This window comes from Aliarcobacter vitoriensis (genome assembly GCF_003316695.1).
GTDB lineage: Bacteria > Campylobacterota > Campylobacteria > Campylobacterales > Arcobacteraceae > Aliarcobacter > Aliarcobacter vitoriensis.
This window is the reverse complement of sequence record NZ_PDKB01000009.1, coordinates 31,279-50,831: the sequence shown is the minus strand read 5'-3', so window position 1 is coordinate 50,831 and position 19,553 is coordinate 31,279. Positions and strand designations below refer to the sequence as shown.

The following is a 19,553-nucleotide window of genomic DNA, read 5'->3' as shown; positions in this document are numbered from 1 at the left end:
AATAAAAAGCTAATTCTAGCTTTTTATTTTGATGGTATTTGTGTTTTTTCTTGAATTTCAACAGCTTGATCAAGAACTGGTTGTTTTAAATAATATAAAGCTGCTCCAAATAATACAAGTAATATAACAATCAATCTTACAGTATTTCTTTTTTGTTTTGATTCATTTCCATTATAATCATCTATTTTTTCTAAAGTTGGTTCACCTTTGTTTTTTGACATAATATACTCCTTTTATCGTTATGCAGTAATTTTACCTATTTTTGCTTTTAAAAGAACTTCTAAATCTTTTGGTTTAACTTCTATATCAAGTCCTCTTTTTCCACCACTTATAAAAATTGTTGAAAAATTCTTTACTGTCTCATCTAAAACTGTTCTTAAAAGTTTTTTTTGACCCAAAGGAGAAATACCTCCTAGTAAATATCCAGTTACTTTTTGTGCTTCATCTCTTGAAGCCATAGAAGATTTCTTAGCTCCAAATATTGTAGCAACTTCTTTAAGACTCAATTGATTACAAACAGGTAATACACAAACAACTAACTCTTTTGGGCTTAATTCAACAAGTAAAGTTTTATATACTTGTTTTGAATCTAAACCCAATTTTTCTACAGCTTCATCACCAAAATTTGTACAAGCTGGATCATGGTCGTATTTATGTATTTTAAAATCATATTTATGTTTTTTTAAAAGATTAATTGCTGGTGTCAAAACATCCCTTTATCATTAAATTTATAGAATTATATAAAAAACTTAATAAATTCATAAAATTCTACAATACTGATTAATGTTATTATTATTTTTCATTTGCTAAAATTGAAAATTATTTTAAATAAGGATATTAAATGAAAAAAACAGTTGTTTCAACTTTAGGTCTTATGTTAATGACAAGTTCATTATATGCTGGTGTTTGCTCTGACAAACTTAAATATGACTTTACTTTTTATGGTGCAGAAGATAAATCTTATGTAGTTACTAAAAATACTTTTAAAACTGCTACTAGCAATTTTCCAAGTGAGAAATTACTAAATGCAACATTAAATATAGATGCTATGTCTATTGATACTCATGCAGATATGAGCAATCTTAAAGCACAATGGCCAGCAGCTATGGCGACAGTTCGAGATAACAATATAAAAAATAGTTTCTTTAAACTATTTGAAAAAGATGCAGGGAAAGTTGATGTTAAAATCGTAAAAGTAGAAGCTTCTTCTATGGATGTTGAATTTACTATGAATGGCGTATCAAAAGTTATTCCTTTCTCATATAAAACTGAAGGTGATACTATCAAAGCTACTGGTAAATTAGATATTTTAGCTTTTGGTGTTGATAAAGCTTGGAAACAACTTAGTGCTATTGCAAAAAGTTTTCACCATGGTAAATCTTGGAGTGAAATTGATGTAAACTTCCAAGTTCCAGCTAGTTGTAAATAATTAATTTACTAAAAAAGATTTTTCGATAAGTTTTTCTCCATTTATGACTATACTTAAACTATGAATTCCTTTTATATGTTTTCGTGTAGTCATATCTTTAAAACTATGCTTTTTTATAAATTTTTTTGATTTATCAGAAAAATTAATTTGAGATATCATAAATATTTTTTTACTGTATTTGTTGTTTTGTTTTAAATAGTCTATTATATATTCTACTCTTACATTTTCCAATTTCTCTTTTGATATAAGTTCAAATGAAAAATTTAGATAATCTCCTATTTTTACACTTTCTTCACAATATAAATTTGAAATTTCTATATTTTTTACTTTATCAAAACCAAAAAGTTTCAATACTTCTTTATTACCATTTTTTAGCATTGTTCTACTTCCATGTTTACAAATCCAATCTAAATCTTTTGAAATTCCAAGATTTTTCTGCAAAAATTCTATAACTAAAGATGGATTATCTTTTGATATATCATTTAAATTATTTGCTACACTTTTTTGAACATATTTTGAAGAATCATTTTTTAGAAGTTCTATTATTTCAAATACTTTTTTAGGATTTTTTTTAAATTTTGGTAAAGCAATAGCCCATGGAAGTCTAGGACGACATCCTTCACTTGACAATCGTCGTATATCTTCATCTTGTGATTTTGCCCAAAGCTTCATTTGAGTCATAGTTTCATCTTCATATTTAAGTATAAATTGCCTTATAGCAAATTCACTACTTGATTTTATAGTAAAAGCTTCTAAAGCTTTTATAGAAGTTTCAAAATCATCAAGCCCAAAAATTTCAACAAAATCTTGAAAAATCATAGCTTCAAGTCCAAAGAAATCTTTTTTAACCTCTTTTAAAATATCAATTTGCTCTTTATATGAAAAGGGTAAAAATTTATCTAAAGTTATAGCTATATATCTCATTCTAGCCTTTAACTCTAAATTTGCCCAAGAAGAATCAAAAATAGTATTTATAAATTTTTCTTTTTCAAATTTTGGATAAACATTTAAAAATTTATCTGTCAATTTTTCAATAAACTCTTTTGAATATAGATCTTTTAGAAGTTCTGCCATTTTATATAATATTCCTTTGTATAAGTTTTTCTTTAAAAATATATCAAATTATTTTATCATACTTTTGCTATACTCTATTATTATTTTGGATACAGGCTTAAGTTTTAAGCAACAAAGATATTTTCAAAATCTCTTCTTTGTCTTTTTATCCAATTTCTAATTTAAAAGGAATTGAAATGAAAAAATTGATTTTATCAATATTCACACTATTTTGTTTTTCAAATGCAAATGATGATTTAAAACCATTTGAGAATTTAAAAGGTACTTTAAATATTGCTGGTGGAACTGCCCACATTGCTTCAGAAAAAGAAGCTATGAAAAATATTATGGAAAAATACCCTCAAATTAATATGACAATTGCAGGTGGTGGAACTGGTGTTGGTATAAAACAAGTTACTGAAGGTTTAGTTGATATTGCAAATGCAGGAAGAGCTCCTAAAAAAGATGAAATTGAAAGAGGGAATCTACAAAGTTTTGTTTTTGCAATGGATGGAATAGCAGTTATTGTAAACAATGATTTAAATACAAAAAATCTAACAACAGAACAATTAGTTGATATTTTTACTGGTAAGGTAAAATCTTTTAATGAATTAGGGTTAAATGGTGGTAAAATAAATCTTTATGTAAGAGATGCTTCAAGTGGAACGATGGAAGTATTTACAAATGAAGGTATCAAAAAAGCACAAATTTCTCAAGATGCAAAAGTTGTATCTTCAAATGCTGCTATGAAAACTGCTGTTTTATCTGATAAAAATGGTATTGGTTTTATCTCTTTTGGAACAGTTGATGATAGTGTAAAAGCTATTTGTATAGATGACAAATGCCCTTCAACAGAAACTATTTTAAATGGTGATTATCATATCTCAAGAGGTTTATATATGGTTACAAAAGGTGAACCAAAACCTTTAGCTAAAGCATTTATTGAATATATGAAAAGCAATAGTGGAGCAGAAATTACAAGTAAACTAGGATTAATTCCTTATCAAAAGTAATTTATGCATTTTTTATTTAATTTTGGACTTGTTATATCAGTTTTTATAACAAGTTCATTAATTCTTTTTATACTAATATTTTTAATTTATTTCTCTTTTCCTTTAATAATTTCTGGAAATTTTCTACAATTTTTTTCTTTAAAATGGGATGAAATAAATAACTTTTATGGATTACTTCCAATGATATTAGGAACAATTTATATAAGTATTTTAGCTACATTTTTTGCAGCTATTATGAGTTTTTCTTTTGCTTCACTTATGGCATTTTTTTTACCAAAAAGTTTAACAAATATATTGAATAAATTTATACTATTTTTATCAGGAGTCCCTACTGTTTTATACGCTTTTATAGCTATATTTTTGTTAGTTCCTTGGTTGAATGATATTTTAGATGGAAGAGGATTTAGTATCTTAACGGCTTCGTTTGTGCTTAGTTTTGTGGTACTTCCAACTATGACTATAATTTTATTTAATACATTTAATTCAATCCCAAAAAAAACTATTTTAGCTGCAAAATCTTTAGGAGCAACAAAAGAAGATATTTTTTTTGATTTAGTTTTAAAAAATGCAAAAAAAGGTATATTAAGTGCGATCATATTCGGTTTTGCAAGAGCAGTTGGAGATACAATGATAGCTTTGATGATAGCAGGAAACACTCTAAAAATACCTCATTCAATTTTAGATAGTGCAAGAACATTAACAGCACATATTGCACTTATAAATGCAAGTGATTATGAGTCAATAGCTTTTAAAGCTATATTTATTTGTGGTTTATTACTTTTTTTATTTTCATTTTTACTTGTTGGTAGCCTAAAAATCTTAAATAAAGAGAAAATATATGAATAAAAAATTTTTAATATCTGTATTTTACTTTATCGCTATTATTTCACTTATTATTTTAGCAATATTTTTTGTTTTTGTTTTTTATAAAGGTTTTAGTGCCTTTTCATTAAATATAATATTTGATAATGTGAGTTTTATTGATGCAATTTTAGGAAATAAAAGAGTTTTTGATGGTATTTTCCCTGCTATTATTGGCTCTATTTTAGTATCACTATTAGCAGTTTTAATAGCTCTACCAATAGGTTTTTTAAGTGGTGTTTTTATATCTATTTTTGCTTCAAAAGAATTAAAAAATACTCTTAGCTTCTCTTATGAATTACTAGCTTTTACTCCATCTATTGTTATTGGTCTATTTGGTCTATCTATTACTATATTTTTGCACAAATATTTTGAAAATTTATACACTTGTTTATTAATTTCTGCTTTAAGTTTGGCTATTTTAGTTATTCCTTATATTGTCAAAATGAGTGAAAATGCAATATATCAAATACCAAATAATATAAAATTAAGTGCTTTAAATCTTGGTGCTACAAAATATCAGAATTTATTTTTTGTACAACTTCCTTATATCAGTAAAGAACTTTTAAGTGGGATTATTTTATCTATTGGAAGGGCTATTGAAGATACAGCTGTTATTATGATGACAGGAGCTGTTGCTATGGCTGGTATTCCAAACTCAATTTTGGAAAAATATGAAGCAATACCATTTTTTATATACTACATTTCATCAGCTTACCAAGATATAGATGAACTAAATAAAGGTTATGTAGCGGCTATGATACTTCTTTTTAGCTCATTATCCCTATTTATAATAGCTTTTTTGATACAAAAAATAACTTTAAAAAGGAGAATAAAAGTTGCCTAATAATACTATTTTAAAAATTGAAAATCTAAACCTTTTTTATGATAAAAGACAAATCTTAAAAGATTTTAATTTAACTTTAGAAAAAAACTCTATCTTAGCAATTTCAGGTCCATCAGGGATTGGTAAAAGTTCATTACTTCTTACAGTAAATCAATTAATTAAAGAGTTTGAAAATAGTAATTTTTCAGGAAATATTATATTTTATGATGAAGGAAAAGAGTTAGATATCTTAAATATACAAAATAAAGATTTACCAACTTTACGAAGAAAAATAGTATATGTAAGCCAACATCCTGATATCTTACCTTTTTCTATTTTTGAAAATATGTACTTTCCTTTAAAAATTCAAAAAATAAACAAAGAACAAGCAAAGAAACAAATTATAGAAGCTTTAAAAAGAGTATTTTTATATGATGAGATAAAAGATAGACTAAATGATAGTGCATATTTACTTTCAGGAGGGCAACAACAAAGACTTATTTTAGCTCGTGCTTTGGTGTTAAAACCAAAAATTTTACTTCTTGATGAACCAACATCCTCGCTAAATGAAGAATTAGCTTTAAAAATAGAAAATTTACTAATTGAATTAAAAAAAGAGTGTTCAATTATGATGATTTCTCATTTCAAATCTCAAGTTTTAAAAGTTGCAGATTTTGTTGTAGAGATAAAATAGTTTTAATTTGACTATTTCCTTATTTATCATATAATCACAACATAAAATATTAATTATTAGGGAAAATTATGAAATATAGAAGTTTAGAAGAAGAGATAAAGATATTGGAACTTGGACTTCCACCACAAAAGACTGATGGATTTTTAGGTGGAAGATTAGATCCAAAAGAAGCTAGTTTGATTTTGATACCAGTTCCATGGGAAGCAACAGTTTCATTTGGAGAGGGAACAGCAAAAGCACCTGATAATATCAAACTTGCTAGTCATCAATTGGATTTGGAAAATTATCACTATATCAAGCCTTATACAGCAGGAATTGCTATGCTTGAAACAGATAAATATGTATTAAAACTTAGTAACAAAACTAGAAAAAAAGCTTTAAAAGTTATAGATGCTTTAGAGTGTGGAGAGAACTGTAAAAAAGATTTAAAATATGTAAATGAATTATCAAGAGTTATAAACAATGAAGTATATGAAAAATCTTTAAAAAGATTAAATAAAGGTAAATTTGTAGCTGTTGTTGGAGGAGATCACTCTTGTCCACTTGGTCTTATAAAAGCTATAAATGACACAACAAATCAAGATTTTGGGATTTTACATGTAGATGCTCATCACGATTTAAGAGAAGCTTATGAAGGATTTACTTACTCTCATGCTTCAATATTTTACAACGTTTTAAATGAATGTGAGAAAGTTTCAAAATTTGTACAAATAGGTATTAGAGATTATAGTAAAGAAGAAGCTAATAGAATGCTAGATTTAGGAACTAAAGGAGCATGTCTGTATGATACAGCTATGCAAAGTGAACTAGCAAGTGGAAAATCATTGGAAGAAGTTTTTGCACCATATATTGAAAAACTTCCACAAAACGTTTATCTATCTATTGATATAGATGGTTTAGAACCACTAAACTGTCCAAATACAGGAACACCAGTTCCAGGTGGACTAAGATATGGTGAACTAGAACACTTGATATTTATGGTTGTTAAGAGTGGAAGAAATATCATAGGTTTTGATTTATGTGAAGTTGGGGATAGTGAAAATGGATGGGATGCAAATGTTGGTTCTCGTGTACTTTATCAACTTTGTGGAGCATTATTGGCTAGTCAAGGGAAAATAGAATTTAGATAAATTTATTATGATAAAGCTATTTATTTTTTGATACAATTATAGAAATATATAAAAAGGACTATATAATGCAAACTTTGACATTGCAAATTAAAGATAGTTTTGTAAAAGATTTTATAAATATTATTGAACCTTATAAAGATAAAATTCAAATTAAACAAGATGAGAATTTGGATTACGACCCATACTTTTATGAAAGACAAAAAGAATTGCATAATATGAGAGCTGATATAAAAAATGGTACAATCAAGATGTCTTCTCATAAAGATGTTTGGTCAAATATAAAACAACATTTACAAACTCTTGAAAATAAATAATGCAAATAATTTACAACCCTGAATTTGAAAATCAACTTATAAATATAATAAATCATATAGCACTTGATAAAACAAGTGCTGGGGTTGAGTTTGCAATAAAGTTGGAAAAATCAATTTTAGAAATACCAAATTTTCCATTTAAATATAGACAATCATTTTATTTTAATAATAAAAATATCAGAGATATGACATATAAAAAATATACTATAACTTATGAAGTAAACCTAGATAATAATACAATAGAAATTTTAACAATTTTTAATAGAAATAAACCTATTAATCAACCCATAAAAATATAAACATTTCATGAATGAATATATTTTTACTTATTAAACAAACTAAATCAAAAAAAGGACATATATTTTTATTGTTCCCAGAAATTTTCTTCAACTTCAGATTTCTCTGTAACAATTTCATTATTAATTAATTTATCTTTGATATAAGAAACTCTTTGATCATAATATTTTTTAAATACATTTTCAAGGGTAGTTTTATAATGTTTGCTAGTATTAAAAGGCAAACCTTTTATCTCATTTGGAAATTTATCTATATAATCTAAGAATGTATCTATAAATTTTATACAAATTTCATCAATATAAGTTTCAGCACAACTTTTTTCAATTCCAATAACTTTGGCAAATTTTAGTAAAATAGCTCTATTAATATTTTTCTTTTTATTTATGATTTTTAATCCAATATCATTTTCTTTTGTATCTTTATAGATTTTTGTAGTAGATATATCATAAAATGGCGATAGCTGTTTAAATTCTTCTTCACTGTTATTACTTTTATTAATTAATGACAAATTTTTTGCATGTAAATCCCCATGAGATATTACTATTGAAAAAATGATAAATTTAAAAAGGATTAATTGCTCTTCTTTATCAATATACTCTTTTGTTATTTCAAATAGTTCTTGCATAGTAACATTATATTTTTCAGTGCTTACTTTTTCCATAAGTGTCAATATTTCTGTATGGTCAATCTTATTATCATTGTATCTATCATATCTTTTGATGATATAGTGGTAATCTGTATCGTGTTTTATAATAGCATTATAAGGAACTTTAAAACCAAAATCTCTTGCAAGAGTCATAAACAAATGTTCATTTATCAAAAGATATGGAATATAGTTTTTATCTTTATCTTTAAAATTATAAGTTGATTGATACTTACTATAAGGTTTCATAAAATAATTACTAGATTTTGAAGAATCATGGGTGATTGTTTTAGTAGTTTCATCAATTATTACTGAAAACTTATATTGAAACCCAGATAATCCTATTACTTTGCTATTTACTAATTTAGTTGGATATAAAATATTTGTATTTATATCTAAAGAATAATCACTTAATATATTTGGAAATATATAATCATTACTTAAAATTTCATCAATTTTTTCATTAAAAATGAACTCTTCATACTCTTTTGCTATAAATGTTTTATAGCTATCTTTAGTATAAAACTCAAATGTACCATGTATATTGTCCAAATAAGCAAGAATATCAATGTCATTAGTAATATTATATTTTTCTAATAAAAGATTCTTTTGTTCATGTTCAGGAAGCATATTCTCAAATACAGGAAATAAAACTCTTGAACTATTAATTTTCTCTTGTAATCCTCGTAAATAATGCTCTTTTTTGATAGAATCATCATATTCAAAAGTGATATTACCATTATCTGCTTGAGTTAATATTCCAAAAAGTTTATTATTCTTTACAACGTATATCATACATCTTCCTAATTAAGTAAATTTACTTAATTTTATTATACATATTTGTTTTAAATTTGTCAAGTCAAATATTAATTTGACAAAATACTGTATTTTATATATAATTAAGTAAATTTACTTAATTAAGGTAAGGTTTTGAAGAAAGATTATTATACTCTAAATAGAGAAAAAATTATTAGCATTGTAAAAAGTAAAGGCTTTTTATCAATTGATGATATATCAATCATTCTAGATGAATTAAAAGAAGAGAATCTAGTATCAAATAGCTTAACTCAAAATGATTTTTATTTAAAACTTTTAAATGATGGACTAGTAGCACACACAATAAGCATAAGAGATATAGAAAAAATAAGATATACTCTAAACAAAGAGTTTAATATTTATGATTTTGTATATTCTCTTGAAAAAAATGGTTTTTTTCCTATGTTTACATCTCTTAATATTCAAGGTTTAACAAACTTTAGAGATAATTTTATTTTTATTTCAAAAGAGAGAATGAAAAGAGTAAATTTTAATTCAAAAGATATCACACAAGAAGCTATCGATAAAGCTTTTAAAAATAAGCCAAGAAGAACTAAAGCTCATAATACTATATACAATTACAATATAGTGATGTTAGAGTCAAATAACACTCAAGAAATAGGAATAATTAATTATAATGGGTACAAGATTTCATCAATAAATAGAGCATTTATTGAAATTATAAGTAATATACAATATTCAAAAACTCCTGATGATGTTATCTATGAATTTAAGAACTTAAAAGATAACTTAGATATCAACGAAATATTTAACATAATTGAAAAATTTGATTTTGTATATCCTTACTATCAACTTGCAGGGTATTATCTTGAAAAAATAGGGTTTTTAAAAGATGAATTATATAAGTTTTTTAACAAAAAAACAGATTTGATTTTTTATACAGTAAAGAATAAAGAAAAATATACTTTAGATGAATATTGGAGTATTAAATATTAAAATTTTTATATATAAATCTATAAATTAAAATAACTAACTCCTACACATATATATAATATCATAATGTAGATTTATACCATTAAGTATGAGTTTCAAAGCATACAAGGAAAGTATATTTTATAATCGAAATTTTAATCTCAAAATTAAATAAATACTTTGAAACTCATGCCTAAAAGTACAAAGAGAGCAAAACTCTCTTTATATTAAAATGAATATCTCATATTTAAAGCAAAACTTCTAGGTTCCCCATAATGCATACCATAGAAAGCTATTCCTTCATAATATTTTTCATCAAATAAATTATTAATATTTAATTGAAGTTTTAAATCTTTTGTTACATCATAAGAAGCCATAACATTTGCTATGATATAAGCATCTTGTTGGATTTTTTCTCCACTATCCATATCATAAAATTTACTTTTATAGTTTAATCCTCCACCAATAGCAAAATCTTTATTGATTTTATATTTTGTAAATAAATTTGCTGTTGTTCTTGATGAAGTTGTAGTGAATTTTTCACCTTGAGCATTTTTTGCTTCAAAGTTTGCTATACCAAAAGATAAGTTCCAATTATCAGTTATTTCTCCATCAACTTCAAACTCTACTCCTTTACTTACAACTCCTTTTACTGCTTTATATGCTGTTCCACCTGTTATTATATTTTTACCACTTTTATCAATTTCGGATACCCCATCTTGTTCTATTCTAAAAATAGAAATTGCTGTATTTAGCCTTTTATCAAAATACTCTCCTTTGATACCAGTTTCATAGTTTTTTCCAACTATTGGGTCAAGATAATTATCATTTTTATCTTTAGCATTTTGTGGTTTAAAAATATCTGTATAACTTGCATAAACTGAGTGATTCTCATCTATATCATAGATTACTCCTGCATAAGGTGTTAGTTCATTTTCAAACTCTCTATTTCCTGAACCAGTTGTTTTATTTTTATACTCCCAATTTGAAACTCTAAGTCCAGTAATAAGTTTTAAATCTTCCATTAAAGAGAATTTTCCAGCAAGATAAGTTCCTGTTTGTGTCGTTTGTTCTAAATTACCTTTAGTTAATTTATATGGTGAAATAAGAGAAACTTTTTTATCTAAGTCTATATCATACATAGATGTATCTAAATCTAATCCATATTTATTATTACTTTTAGTTAATTCATTTTTGTTATACATAAAACCAGTAACGATTTCATGCTCTAATCCACCTAACTTAAAAGGAATAGAAGCATAAATATCAAAATTGTCTTCTTTATGTTCACTATCACCTGCATAACTCCAATAGTATCCATTATATGTTGGACTTGCTCCCCATATTTGATAAAGAGCTTGCTCATTATTTACTATTTTATGTGAATAATTCAAATTTAAAGATATATCTTCATATAAATATTGCGTTGCTTTTGCATAGATTGTTTTAATCTCATTATTATCATATGTCCAATCAGCATTTATAATTTTTGACCTATCAAGATTTACTCTTTGTCCATTATAAAAAGCTGGCAAACCACCTGCTCTTGCACCATCAATATCTTTTTTTTCATAACTAGCACCTAAAGATAGATATGAAGTATCTGTTAAATCCATATCAACTACACCATAAAATGTATCTCTTTTTTCTTTATATCCATCCATAAAAGATTTTTTATCTTGATGTTTTGCTACCAATCTAGCTCTTATAGTTCCATCAGTATTTAATGGTGTTTGAATATCTGTTGATACTTTATAATCATCCCAAGAACCAGCAGATAAATCAATATTACCTTTAAATTCTTTTGAATTTGCAAATTTTCGTATAAAGTTCATTCCCATTGAAGGATCTCCCGCACCTGTCATAAGTCCATTTGCACCTTTTACAATCTCTACCCTATCATAAATACTTAAATCATAATCACTAACTAAATCTGTAGTTGGTAAACCATCAAAAAGGTAATAATCAACTACAAATCCTCTTCCATAAACAGTATATGTTTCATGTGTTCTATAAGGAGATAAACCTGTGATATTATCAAACAATTTGTGAGAAGAATCAATATTTGCATCTTGGAGATATTCTTGTGTTATAACTTTAACTGATTGTGGAGTTTCTCTTATAGATAAATCAAGTTTTGTAGCTGTACTCATACTTCCAGTTGTATACGAGTTTGAGTTCTCTGTTGTACTTCCTAGATAATTTCCACTTTTTACAGAAACATCATCCAATACATAAGTTCCATTTATAACTTTTACAACACCTTGTTCTTTTACTATAACTATTGATTTATCATCAATTATAGCTTTTAGTCCTGAACCTTCTAAAAGTTTATCTAAAGCTTGTTGAGTACCTTCAATATCTTCTATATTATTTGTACTTTTTCTATCTAGTACCTCATCATTTGCAATATATGATAAGTTTGATTTTTTAGATATAATCTCCAATGCCTCTTTCAAAGTTTTATTTTGGATAGTATATACTTCATCGGCAAATGAGTTCATACCCAAAAGTAACAATAAACTTGAGGCAACTAATGAATGTTTTGAAAAATTCATCTCTCTTTTCCTTTCCTTTTACATAATTTAAGTTGTGAGAATTGGTATCTCTGTATATTAAACGAATGAAAATGAAAAAACGGACATCAAATTTAAAGAAATTTTGAAATTTGCTGATTTTAATAGTTTTAGTTAGGTTTAGAGTATATGATTATTTAGTTTTACTTCTTACCAACTTTTACAATATTTCCGTCTTTTTTTATTTTAACAGGATATATCATCTGTATTGATTTTAAAAAATTATCATAGTGCAAAGTTGAGAATTTTCCAGATATTTTTAGATTTGCTGATTTTTCATCATCAAATAGCATTTTATTGTTTGAATACCTTCCAAACATCAAACTTGCATCTTTTAAACTTGTTTTATTAAAATATATCTCATCATTTTTCCAAGAAGCTATCTCTTTTATATTTACTTCATTTTGTGTAAATCTCTTTTCGTGATTATTCAAAGTAAGGGATTGTGATTTTTTCAATTTTGCCAAAGTTTGAGTTGTAAAAAAATTTGATATATAACTTACTTGAACAACTCCTTCTAAAACATTTATCATTGTATTATCATCATAATTTATAACTTCAAATTTTGTACCTAAAACTTCGATCAAAGTATCTTTTGTTTTTATTATAAATGGTCTATTTTCATCTTTTGATACTGAAAACATAGCATTTCCATCTTCTAAAGTTATAACTCTTTTTGTATCATAGTAACTTATTTTTATTTGCGAATTTTTATCTAAATCTATCATAGAACTATCTGGAAGTGATACATTTAAAATCTTTTCATCAACACTTACAAAATTTTGAGAAAAATTTGGTATAAAATTTCTATTTACTTGATATCCGCCAAAGGCGATAATACAGACAAAAACAACAGAAGCTGCAAGATATTTAAAATTAAAAGTATATTTTGTTTTTATATCTTGAGATATTTCATCTTCCAACTCTTTTATAAATTCTTCATCCAAAGACAAAATATCATCTATCAATATTTTATTATCATCATAAATTTTTTTATTGTTTTCATCTTTCATCCAAGTTTCAAACTCTTTTTGTTCTTTTACAGACAATCCTTCTTTTTGTCTTATAAGATAAAAGTTTGCTTGTTGTTCTATTTCACTTAATTTCATTAATCATCTTTCGTAATATCTTCTTTTATCTTAGCAATAGCTCTAGTTATGTTTTTTTCAACAGCATTTGTAGTTATATTTAAAGTTTTAGCTATCTCTTTTCTAGTTAAATTCTTATAATAAAACATTATAAAAACTCTCTTTTGTTGTGGTGGAAGATTTTTTATAGACTCTTTTAGTTCTCGTTTTCTTATCTCTTCAAATAATATCTCTTCTGTATATTTTTCTATTTCGATAGAATGTTCTTCTTCATTATAAGTAGTTTGCAAAACCAGATTGTCTTTTCTTACCTTATCTATAACCAAATGTTTTGCAATTTGATAAAGATAAGATTTTGCAACAGTATCTGAATCTTTATTTGTTTCTAAAAATTTTGCATAAGTTTCTTGTGTCAAATCTTGTGCTAAGTTTTTATCTCCAGTAAGTCTATATATATAAAGATTTATCTCTTTGTAGTGTTCAAGCATTTCAAATATCTAGCCCTAAAGTTTAATTTTGATAACTATACTCTATCTTTCTTTATAAATATATTACTTTTTATTAGAATTTTTGATTTTTTAAATTTATATTAAAAGTTTAGAAGAGGAACTCTTATTAAATCTTAAAAGATTTAAATAAGAGTTTATATTTTATTATAAAGATATTATGCTAATTTACTAGCTACAACATCCCAATTTACAAGTTTCCAGAAGTTTTCTAAGAATTTTGGTCTTGCATTTCTTGTATCGATATAGTAAGCATGTTCCCATACATCACATGTTAAAACTGGTGTTAAACCATCAGTTATTGGACAACCTGCATTTGAAGTTGTAACAATTTGAAGTTTACAGGCACTATCTTTTACTAACCAAGCCCAACCTGAACCAAATTGTCCAATAGCTTTAGCTGTAAACTCTTCTTTAAATTTATCAACACTTCCAAAAGTATCAGTTAAAGCTTTTTCAACAGAAGCTGGAATATCACCTTGAGTAGGAGTTAAACCATTGAAGAAAAAGTCATGATTAAATACTTGTGCAGAGTTATTAAATAATCCACCTTCAGAACTTTTTACAATCTCTTCTAAACTCATATCTTCATATTTTGTACCAGCAATAAGATTGTTTAAATTTGTAACATAAGTATTGTGGTGTTTCCCATGGTGATACTCTAAAGTTTCATCAGACATAAGTGGTGCCAAGCTTGTATATGGTAATTTCATTAATTCGTGTTTCATATATTATCCTTTTTTATAAAAATTTTAAAACTATATAGAATACAATTTTTTTAATTTGCTTTGACTTAAGAATATCGCTTCTAAAAAGTTCAAATTCCCTTTTTTATATACTTCTCATAAAGATTTATTATCTCTTCTTTTTTCAACTCTCTTTGCAATTTATCTGATTCTTTTTTTATAATATCTCCAAATTTTATAGCTTCATCTTTACTTAGATTTACTCCAAAAAATTCACTTATTATAAAACTTGCTCCACCTTTTCCTGATTGAGAATTTACTCGTATAACATTTTCATAACCTCTATTTATATCTTTTGGGTCAATTGGCAAATATGGCACATTCCAAATCTTGCTTTCACTTTGTCTATAAAAATCTATTCCTTTTTTTATAGCATCTTGATGTCCACCACTAAAAGCTGTAAAGATCATATTTCCGACAAATGGATGTCTTGGATGCACAAAAAGTTGCGTTTTTTCTTCATACATATTTTTTACTTCATCTATTATTGATAAATCAAGTTTTGGGTCAATTCCACTTGAATATATATTAAAAGCGAAATTTATTATGTCTAAATTCCCTGCTCTTTCACCATTTCCAAATAAAGTTCCTTCTACTTTGTCTGCTCCTGCAAGAACTGCCAATTCAGAAGAAGCAACCGAAGTTCCTCTGTCATTGTGTGGATGAACACTTATGATTAAAGCTTCACGATGATGTAAATTCTTGCACATATACTCTATTCTATCTGCATAAATATTTGGTGTACAAGATTCTAAAGTATTTGGTAAATTGATAATCATCTTATTTTCAACCGTTGGTTTTACTATATTTATAACTTCGTTACATATTTTTATAGCAAAATCTAAATTTGTTTGAGAAAAACTTTCTGGTGAATATTGATAAATTACATTTCCTTTAAAATCTTTTGTAAGTTCTACCAAATATTGCATACTTTCAACTGCCATTTGAACTATTTCATCATCACTTTTTTGAAAAACAACTCTTCTTTGAAACTCATTTGTTGGATTGTATAGATGAAAAATCCCATTTTTAACATCTTTCATAGCTTCAACACTTTTTTTAATCCACTCTTTTTTTGCAGGAATTAAAATCTGAATTGCAACATCATCTGGAATTAAATCTTCTTCGATTAATTTTCTAGTAAAGTTAAAATCCGTATCACTTGCACTTGGATAACTCACCTCTATTTGTTTAAATCCTAATCTTACTAAACTTTTGAAATATTCCAATTTTTGTTCAATTGTCAAAGGATTTTCTAAAGCTTGATTTCCATCTCTTAAATCTACACTACAATAAATTGGTGCTTTTGTAATAGTTTTATCTGCCCATTCTCTTTTAAAATTTTGAATAGTTGGGTATTGTTGATATTTTTTAAAATTCATTATTTACTCCGATATGATTTTTGTTTTTTGATTTATTTATATGATTTGATTATTAAAAAGTTTTGAGGAAGAGGAAAGGAAAAGAGATAATTTGTTTTATATTATTTACACTCATAATAAACTCCTATTTTTAATTTTGTAAATTATAACTTTAAAAAAAAATTAAATCTTGTACAAAATTAACATTTAGAAAATATATTTTTTTGATACTCTTTTGGTGTAATTTGGAAGATTCTTTTAAAACTTCTATTTAGGTGGCTTTGGTCAAAAAAACCACTATTTTGTGATACTTGAGAAATAGAGATATTTGAAGACAATAACTCTTTTGCAAGATGCACTTTTTTATTTAAAATATATGAATGAATTGGAAGTCCAAACTCTTTTTTAAATACTCGTATTAGATGAACAACCGTTAAATTAAAGCTAAAAGCTAAGTCATCTAAAATAAACTCTTCAAGATAATTTTCATCTAAATATTTTTTGATATTTAAAGCCAAAACAGACTCTTCTTTGTAAATATTTTCTTTCTGTTCAAAAGAAAAAAACAATAAACAAAATAGATAAAATTTTTCTTCTTTTTCTATCAAAGATATTTTACTATCAAGTAAACAATCACATAATTTTATAAAACTTTTATAGATGTTTTTTTGTTTGATTAACTCAAAAGTAGAAGAAAAATCAAAATCTATTTTTTTTAAATACTCTTTATCCAAATATAAAACATATCCATCTTTCGATTCTTGGTTTAATGTTGCACAATGAGGAATTTGACTATTTATAATGGCTATTTCATTTGATTTTAGTTCACAAGAAGTATCGTTGAAGATAAGGTTTAGTGAACCTTTTTTTATTGCAGTGATTGTAAGTTCTTCGTGTAAATGCATCTTTATACAGTTTTCAATATCTTTTACATATCGCAACTCTATAAAGTTTAGTTTTGAGTTTTTAAATATTGCATTTTTCATATTTTTAGCTTTTAAGTAGAATTGGAAATATAGTTCCAATTCTACTTTAATTATATTGATAAGCCTTTATTCCAAAATCACCTAAAACAGAGTAAATATGGTCAAAAATATCTGATTGAATATTCTCATAATCTATCCAAACTGTTGTTGCTGTAAAACAATATATTTCTATTGGAATTCCATATTCATTAGGAGCTAATTGTCGAACCATAATTGTCATATTTTTATTTATATTTGGATGATTTTTTAAATATGTTTCAATATATGCTCTTAAAGTTCCAATATTTGTAAGTCTTCTTCCATTTACACTAACGCTTAAATCAAAGTGATTTTTTTCATTGTAATCTTTAATTTCATCTTCTTTTTTTTGTAGATATGGAGCTAAAAGATTTGCTTTTTTAAGTTTTTGTATATCTTCTTCATTTAAAAATTTTATACTATTTATATCTATTTTTATTGCTCTTTTTATTCTTCTTCCACCACTTTCTCTCATACCTTGCCAGTTTTTAAAAGAGTCTGATACAAGTGCATAAGTAGGAATTGTTGTGATAGTTTTATCGAAGTTTCTCACCTTTACAACATTTAATCCAATATCTATAATATCTCCATCTGCTCCATATTTTGGCATTTCTATCCAATCTCCAACTTGAACCATTTTATTTGTGCTTAATTGAAGTCCAGCAGTGAAACCTAAAATAGTATCTTTAAAAACCAACATCAAAACTGCTGACATCGCTCCAAGTCCACTTAAAATAGCAACTGGTGATTTATCCATCAAAATAGAAATAATATATATAAAGCAAATTATTCCAAAGATTAATTTTATACTTTGAATAACAGTTTGCATATCAAAAAATGGTATTTTTGTTTTATTGTAAAGAGTTTTAAATATCTTATCAATCAATGAATATGTAGCTAAAAGTCCAAAAATAACTATCCAAACAAGAGAAATAGTAAGTAAAGTTTCATATATATAACCCTTTTCTATCCAAATATTTGTTTGCCAATATACGACTAAACCTTGAAAAACTAAAGCAAGTCTTTCAAAAAGATTTTCTTCCAATAAAGCTGAAGTTATCAAGTTTTTCTTTTTTTCATCAATCTTTTTTATGCTTTTTAAAATAACTTTATGTAGTACAATATGAATAGTAACTGCTGTTAAAATGATAATTAGTAAAATAGATATACTCATGGCTAAAAATGATGGCTCTATGCCTATACTATGCAAGAATTCAATTAAATATTTTTTCATATAATCTCCTAAAGGTAATTTCAGTAAAATACAAAGCCTCTAGGCTTTGTATTTTATGCGAATGCAGGTTCTAAAAAAGGAATAATCTGTTTTTTTCTACTCAAACATCCATCTAACCAAACTTTATTATCTACAAGTTTACAGTTAAATGCTTTTTCAAAAATAGAAGTATCTTCACTTGTTACAAGTACTTCACTTCCCTCTTTCATAATATCTGTTAAAAGTAGTGCAACTGTATGTAAGTTTTGCTCCTCTTTAACTTTTTTAATATCAGCCATAAGCTCATCTTTTATAGAGTCAAATACACTTCCATCTACAACTTCAAGTTGCCCTACTCCAACTTTATTTCCATGCATATCAAAGTTTTTATAATCTCTCATAACAAGCTCTCGAACTGGAGTTCCTTCAACTTGAGATTTTACTTTAAACATCTCCATACCTAAAGCACCAAAATCTTCAATTCCACAAATTTTTGATAGTTCACGAACTACTTGAATATCAATCGGTGTACATGTAGGAGATTTGAAAACAACCGTATCAGATAATATAGCACACATCATAATACCTGCAATATTTTTTGGTATTTCAACTTTATGATAATCATACATCTCTTTTACTATTGTATTTGTACAACCAACTGGTCTTATCCAACACTCTAGTGGAGCTGAAGTTGTAATATCTCCTAATTTGTGATGATCTACAATTCCTACAATAGTTGTTTTATCAAGTTCTTGTGGAGCTTGTGCAATATCTGAATAATCAGTTATAAAAAGTTCATGACCAGCAAAAGAAGTTTTTATTTCTGGAAGTTCAAAACCAAATTTTTCTAAGATAAATTTTGTTTCTGGATTCGCTTCTCCTTGACGTGCAGGAATTGCTGGTCTTCCTATCTCATTTAGTAAATGAGATAGTGCAATAGCCGAACAAATCGAATCTGAATCTGGGATAATATGCCCACATGTATATAATGCCATTATTAAGTCCTAATTTAAAATTTTATGGATTTTAGCTAAAAGTTGGTAATTTTTC

The 19,553-nt window shown here is 25.9% G+C and carries 21 protein-coding genes; 9 read left to right on the top strand and 12 right to left on the bottom strand.

Annotated elements, in window-relative coordinates; all coding sequences use genetic code 11:
* Positions 1 to 23: 23 nt before the first annotated feature.
* Both CRU91_RS06425 and ybaK read right to left on the bottom strand, forming a co-directional pair.
* On the bottom strand, positions 24 to 221 hold the full coding sequence (locus CRU91_RS06425) for a hypothetical protein (RefSeq protein WP_113894399.1): 198 nt from the start codon (positions 219 to 221) through the stop codon (positions 24 to 26).
* An 18-nt stretch (positions 222 to 239) separates the two neighbouring features.
* Positions 240 to 707, bottom strand: coding sequence for a Cys-tRNA(Pro) deacylase (gene ybaK, locus CRU91_RS06420; RefSeq protein WP_113894398.1), 468 nt, complete (start codon positions 705 to 707; stop codon positions 240 to 242).
* Positions 708 to 841: 134 nt separating this feature from the next.
* Between ybaK and CRU91_RS06415 the strand changes: the two genes are divergently transcribed.
* The gene (locus tag CRU91_RS06415; protein ID WP_113894397.1) at positions 842 to 1,429 is read left to right on the top strand and encodes a YceI family protein; all 588 of its coding nucleotides are present in this window, start codon (positions 842 to 844) and stop codon (positions 1,427 to 1,429) included.
* On the opposite strand, the gene CRU91_RS06410 is transcribed toward CRU91_RS06415, so the two are convergent.
* The gene (locus CRU91_RS06410) at positions 1,430 to 2,503 is read right to left on the bottom strand and encodes a DNA alkylation repair protein (RefSeq protein ID WP_113894396.1); all 1,074 of its coding nucleotides are present in this window, start codon (positions 2,501 to 2,503) and stop codon (positions 1,430 to 1,432) included. It lies immediately after the preceding gene.
* Positions 2,504 to 2,679: 176 nt separating this feature from the next.
* Here CRU91_RS06410 and CRU91_RS06405 point away from each other — a divergent pair, with 176 nt between their 5' ends.
* The 7 genes from CRU91_RS06405 to CRU91_RS06375 all read left to right on the top strand — a co-directional run bounded on the left by CRU91_RS06405 (position 2,680) and on the right by CRU91_RS06375 (position 7,619).
* Entirely contained in the window at positions 2,680 to 3,495 is an 816-nt protein-coding gene (locus tag CRU91_RS06405; RefSeq protein ID WP_113894395.1) for a phosphate ABC transporter substrate-binding protein, read from the top strand.
* A gap of 3 nt (positions 3,496 to 3,498) precedes the next feature.
* Positions 3,499 to 4,341, top strand: coding sequence for a PstC family ABC transporter permease (locus tag CRU91_RS06400; protein WP_113894394.1), 843 nt, complete (start codon positions 3,499 to 3,501; stop codon positions 4,339 to 4,341).
* Positions 4,334 to 5,203 (top strand): PstA family ABC transporter permease, encoded by an 870-nt coding sequence (locus CRU91_RS06395; RefSeq protein WP_113894393.1) that lies wholly within the window; start codon positions 4,334 to 4,336, stop codon positions 5,201 to 5,203. The genes CRU91_RS06400 and CRU91_RS06395 overlap by 8 nt, the downstream gene beginning before the upstream one ends.
* Positions 5,196 to 5,876 carry a phosphate ABC transporter ATP-binding protein gene (locus CRU91_RS06390; RefSeq protein ID WP_113894392.1) on the top strand — a complete coding sequence of 227 codons (681 nt, stop codon included), beginning with the start codon at positions 5,196 to 5,198 and terminating at the stop codon, positions 5,874 to 5,876. The genes CRU91_RS06395 and CRU91_RS06390 overlap by 8 nt, the downstream gene beginning before the upstream one ends.
* A 68-nt stretch (positions 5,877 to 5,944) precedes the next feature.
* A complete protein-coding gene (locus CRU91_RS06385; protein ID WP_113894391.1) occupies positions 5,945 to 7,006 on the top strand; it encodes an agmatinase family protein in 1,062 nt (353 codons plus the stop codon).
* A 65-nt stretch (positions 7,007 to 7,071) separates the two neighbouring features.
* Positions 7,072 to 7,320 carry a hypothetical protein gene (locus CRU91_RS06380; protein WP_113894390.1) on the top strand — a complete coding sequence of 83 codons (249 nt, stop codon included), beginning with the start codon at positions 7,072 to 7,074 and terminating at the stop codon, positions 7,318 to 7,320.
* A complete protein-coding gene (locus CRU91_RS06375) occupies positions 7,320 to 7,619 on the top strand; it encodes a type II toxin-antitoxin system RelE/ParE family toxin (protein ID WP_113894389.1) in 300 nt (99 codons plus the stop codon). Before CRU91_RS06380 ends, CRU91_RS06375 begins: the two co-directional genes overlap by 1 nt.
* A gap of 65 nt (positions 7,620 to 7,684) precedes the next feature.
* Here CRU91_RS06375 and CRU91_RS06370 read toward each other — a convergent pair whose 3' ends face one another.
* Positions 7,685 to 9,055 carry a type II toxin-antitoxin system HipA family toxin gene (locus tag CRU91_RS06370; protein ID WP_113894388.1) on the bottom strand — a complete coding sequence of 457 codons (1,371 nt, stop codon included), beginning with the start codon at positions 9,053 to 9,055 and terminating at the stop codon, positions 7,685 to 7,687.
* A gap of 135 nt (positions 9,056 to 9,190) precedes the next feature.
* On the opposite strand from CRU91_RS06370, the gene CRU91_RS06365 reads away from it, so the two are divergent.
* A complete protein-coding gene (locus CRU91_RS06365) occupies positions 9,191 to 10,033 on the top strand; it encodes a hypothetical protein (protein ID WP_113894387.1) in 843 nt (280 codons plus the stop codon).
* Positions 10,034 to 10,236: 203 nt separating this feature from the next.
* Here the strand turns inward: CRU91_RS06365 and CRU91_RS06360 are convergent, their stop codons facing one another.
* The 8 genes from CRU91_RS06360 to CRU91_RS06325 form a co-directional block, all read right to left on the bottom strand.
* On the bottom strand, positions 10,237 to 12,567 hold the full coding sequence (locus tag CRU91_RS06360; RefSeq protein WP_113894386.1) for a TonB-dependent siderophore receptor: 2,331 nt from the start codon (positions 12,565 to 12,567) through the stop codon (positions 10,237 to 10,239).
* Positions 12,568 to 12,728: 161 nt separating this feature from the next.
* The gene (locus CRU91_RS06355) at positions 12,729 to 13,694 is read right to left on the bottom strand and encodes a FecR family protein (RefSeq protein ID WP_113894385.1); all 966 of its coding nucleotides are present in this window, start codon (positions 13,692 to 13,694) and stop codon (positions 12,729 to 12,731) included.
* Positions 13,694 to 14,161 carry an RNA polymerase sigma factor gene (locus tag CRU91_RS06350; RefSeq protein WP_113894384.1) on the bottom strand — a complete coding sequence of 156 codons (468 nt, stop codon included), beginning with the start codon at positions 14,159 to 14,161 and terminating at the stop codon, positions 13,694 to 13,696. The genes CRU91_RS06355 and CRU91_RS06350 overlap by 1 nt, the downstream gene beginning before the upstream one ends.
* Before the next feature lie 176 nt (positions 14,162 to 14,337).
* Positions 14,338 to 14,907, bottom strand: coding sequence for a superoxide dismutase (locus CRU91_RS06345; RefSeq protein WP_113894383.1), 570 nt, complete (start codon positions 14,905 to 14,907; stop codon positions 14,338 to 14,340).
* A gap of 89 nt (positions 14,908 to 14,996) precedes the next feature.
* Positions 14,997 to 16,307 (bottom strand): 2-isopropylmalate synthase, encoded by a 1,311-nt coding sequence (locus tag CRU91_RS06340; RefSeq protein ID WP_113894382.1) that lies wholly within the window; start codon positions 16,305 to 16,307, stop codon positions 14,997 to 14,999.
* Between the two features lie 179 nt (positions 16,308 to 16,486).
* Positions 16,487 to 17,272 carry a helix-turn-helix domain-containing protein gene (locus tag CRU91_RS06335; RefSeq protein WP_113894381.1) on the bottom strand — a complete coding sequence of 262 codons (786 nt, stop codon included), beginning with the start codon at positions 17,270 to 17,272 and terminating at the stop codon, positions 16,487 to 16,489.
* Between the two features lie 46 nt (positions 17,273 to 17,318).
* The gene (locus CRU91_RS06330) at positions 17,319 to 18,524 is read right to left on the bottom strand and encodes a mechanosensitive ion channel family protein (RefSeq protein ID WP_113894380.1); all 1,206 of its coding nucleotides are present in this window, start codon (positions 18,522 to 18,524) and stop codon (positions 17,319 to 17,321) included.
* Between the two features lie 53 nt (positions 18,525 to 18,577).
* Positions 18,578 to 19,498 carry a manganese-dependent inorganic pyrophosphatase gene (locus CRU91_RS06325; protein WP_113894379.1) on the bottom strand — a complete coding sequence of 307 codons (921 nt, stop codon included), beginning with the start codon at positions 19,496 to 19,498 and terminating at the stop codon, positions 18,578 to 18,580.
* Between the last annotated feature and the right edge of the window lie 55 nt (positions 19,499 to 19,553).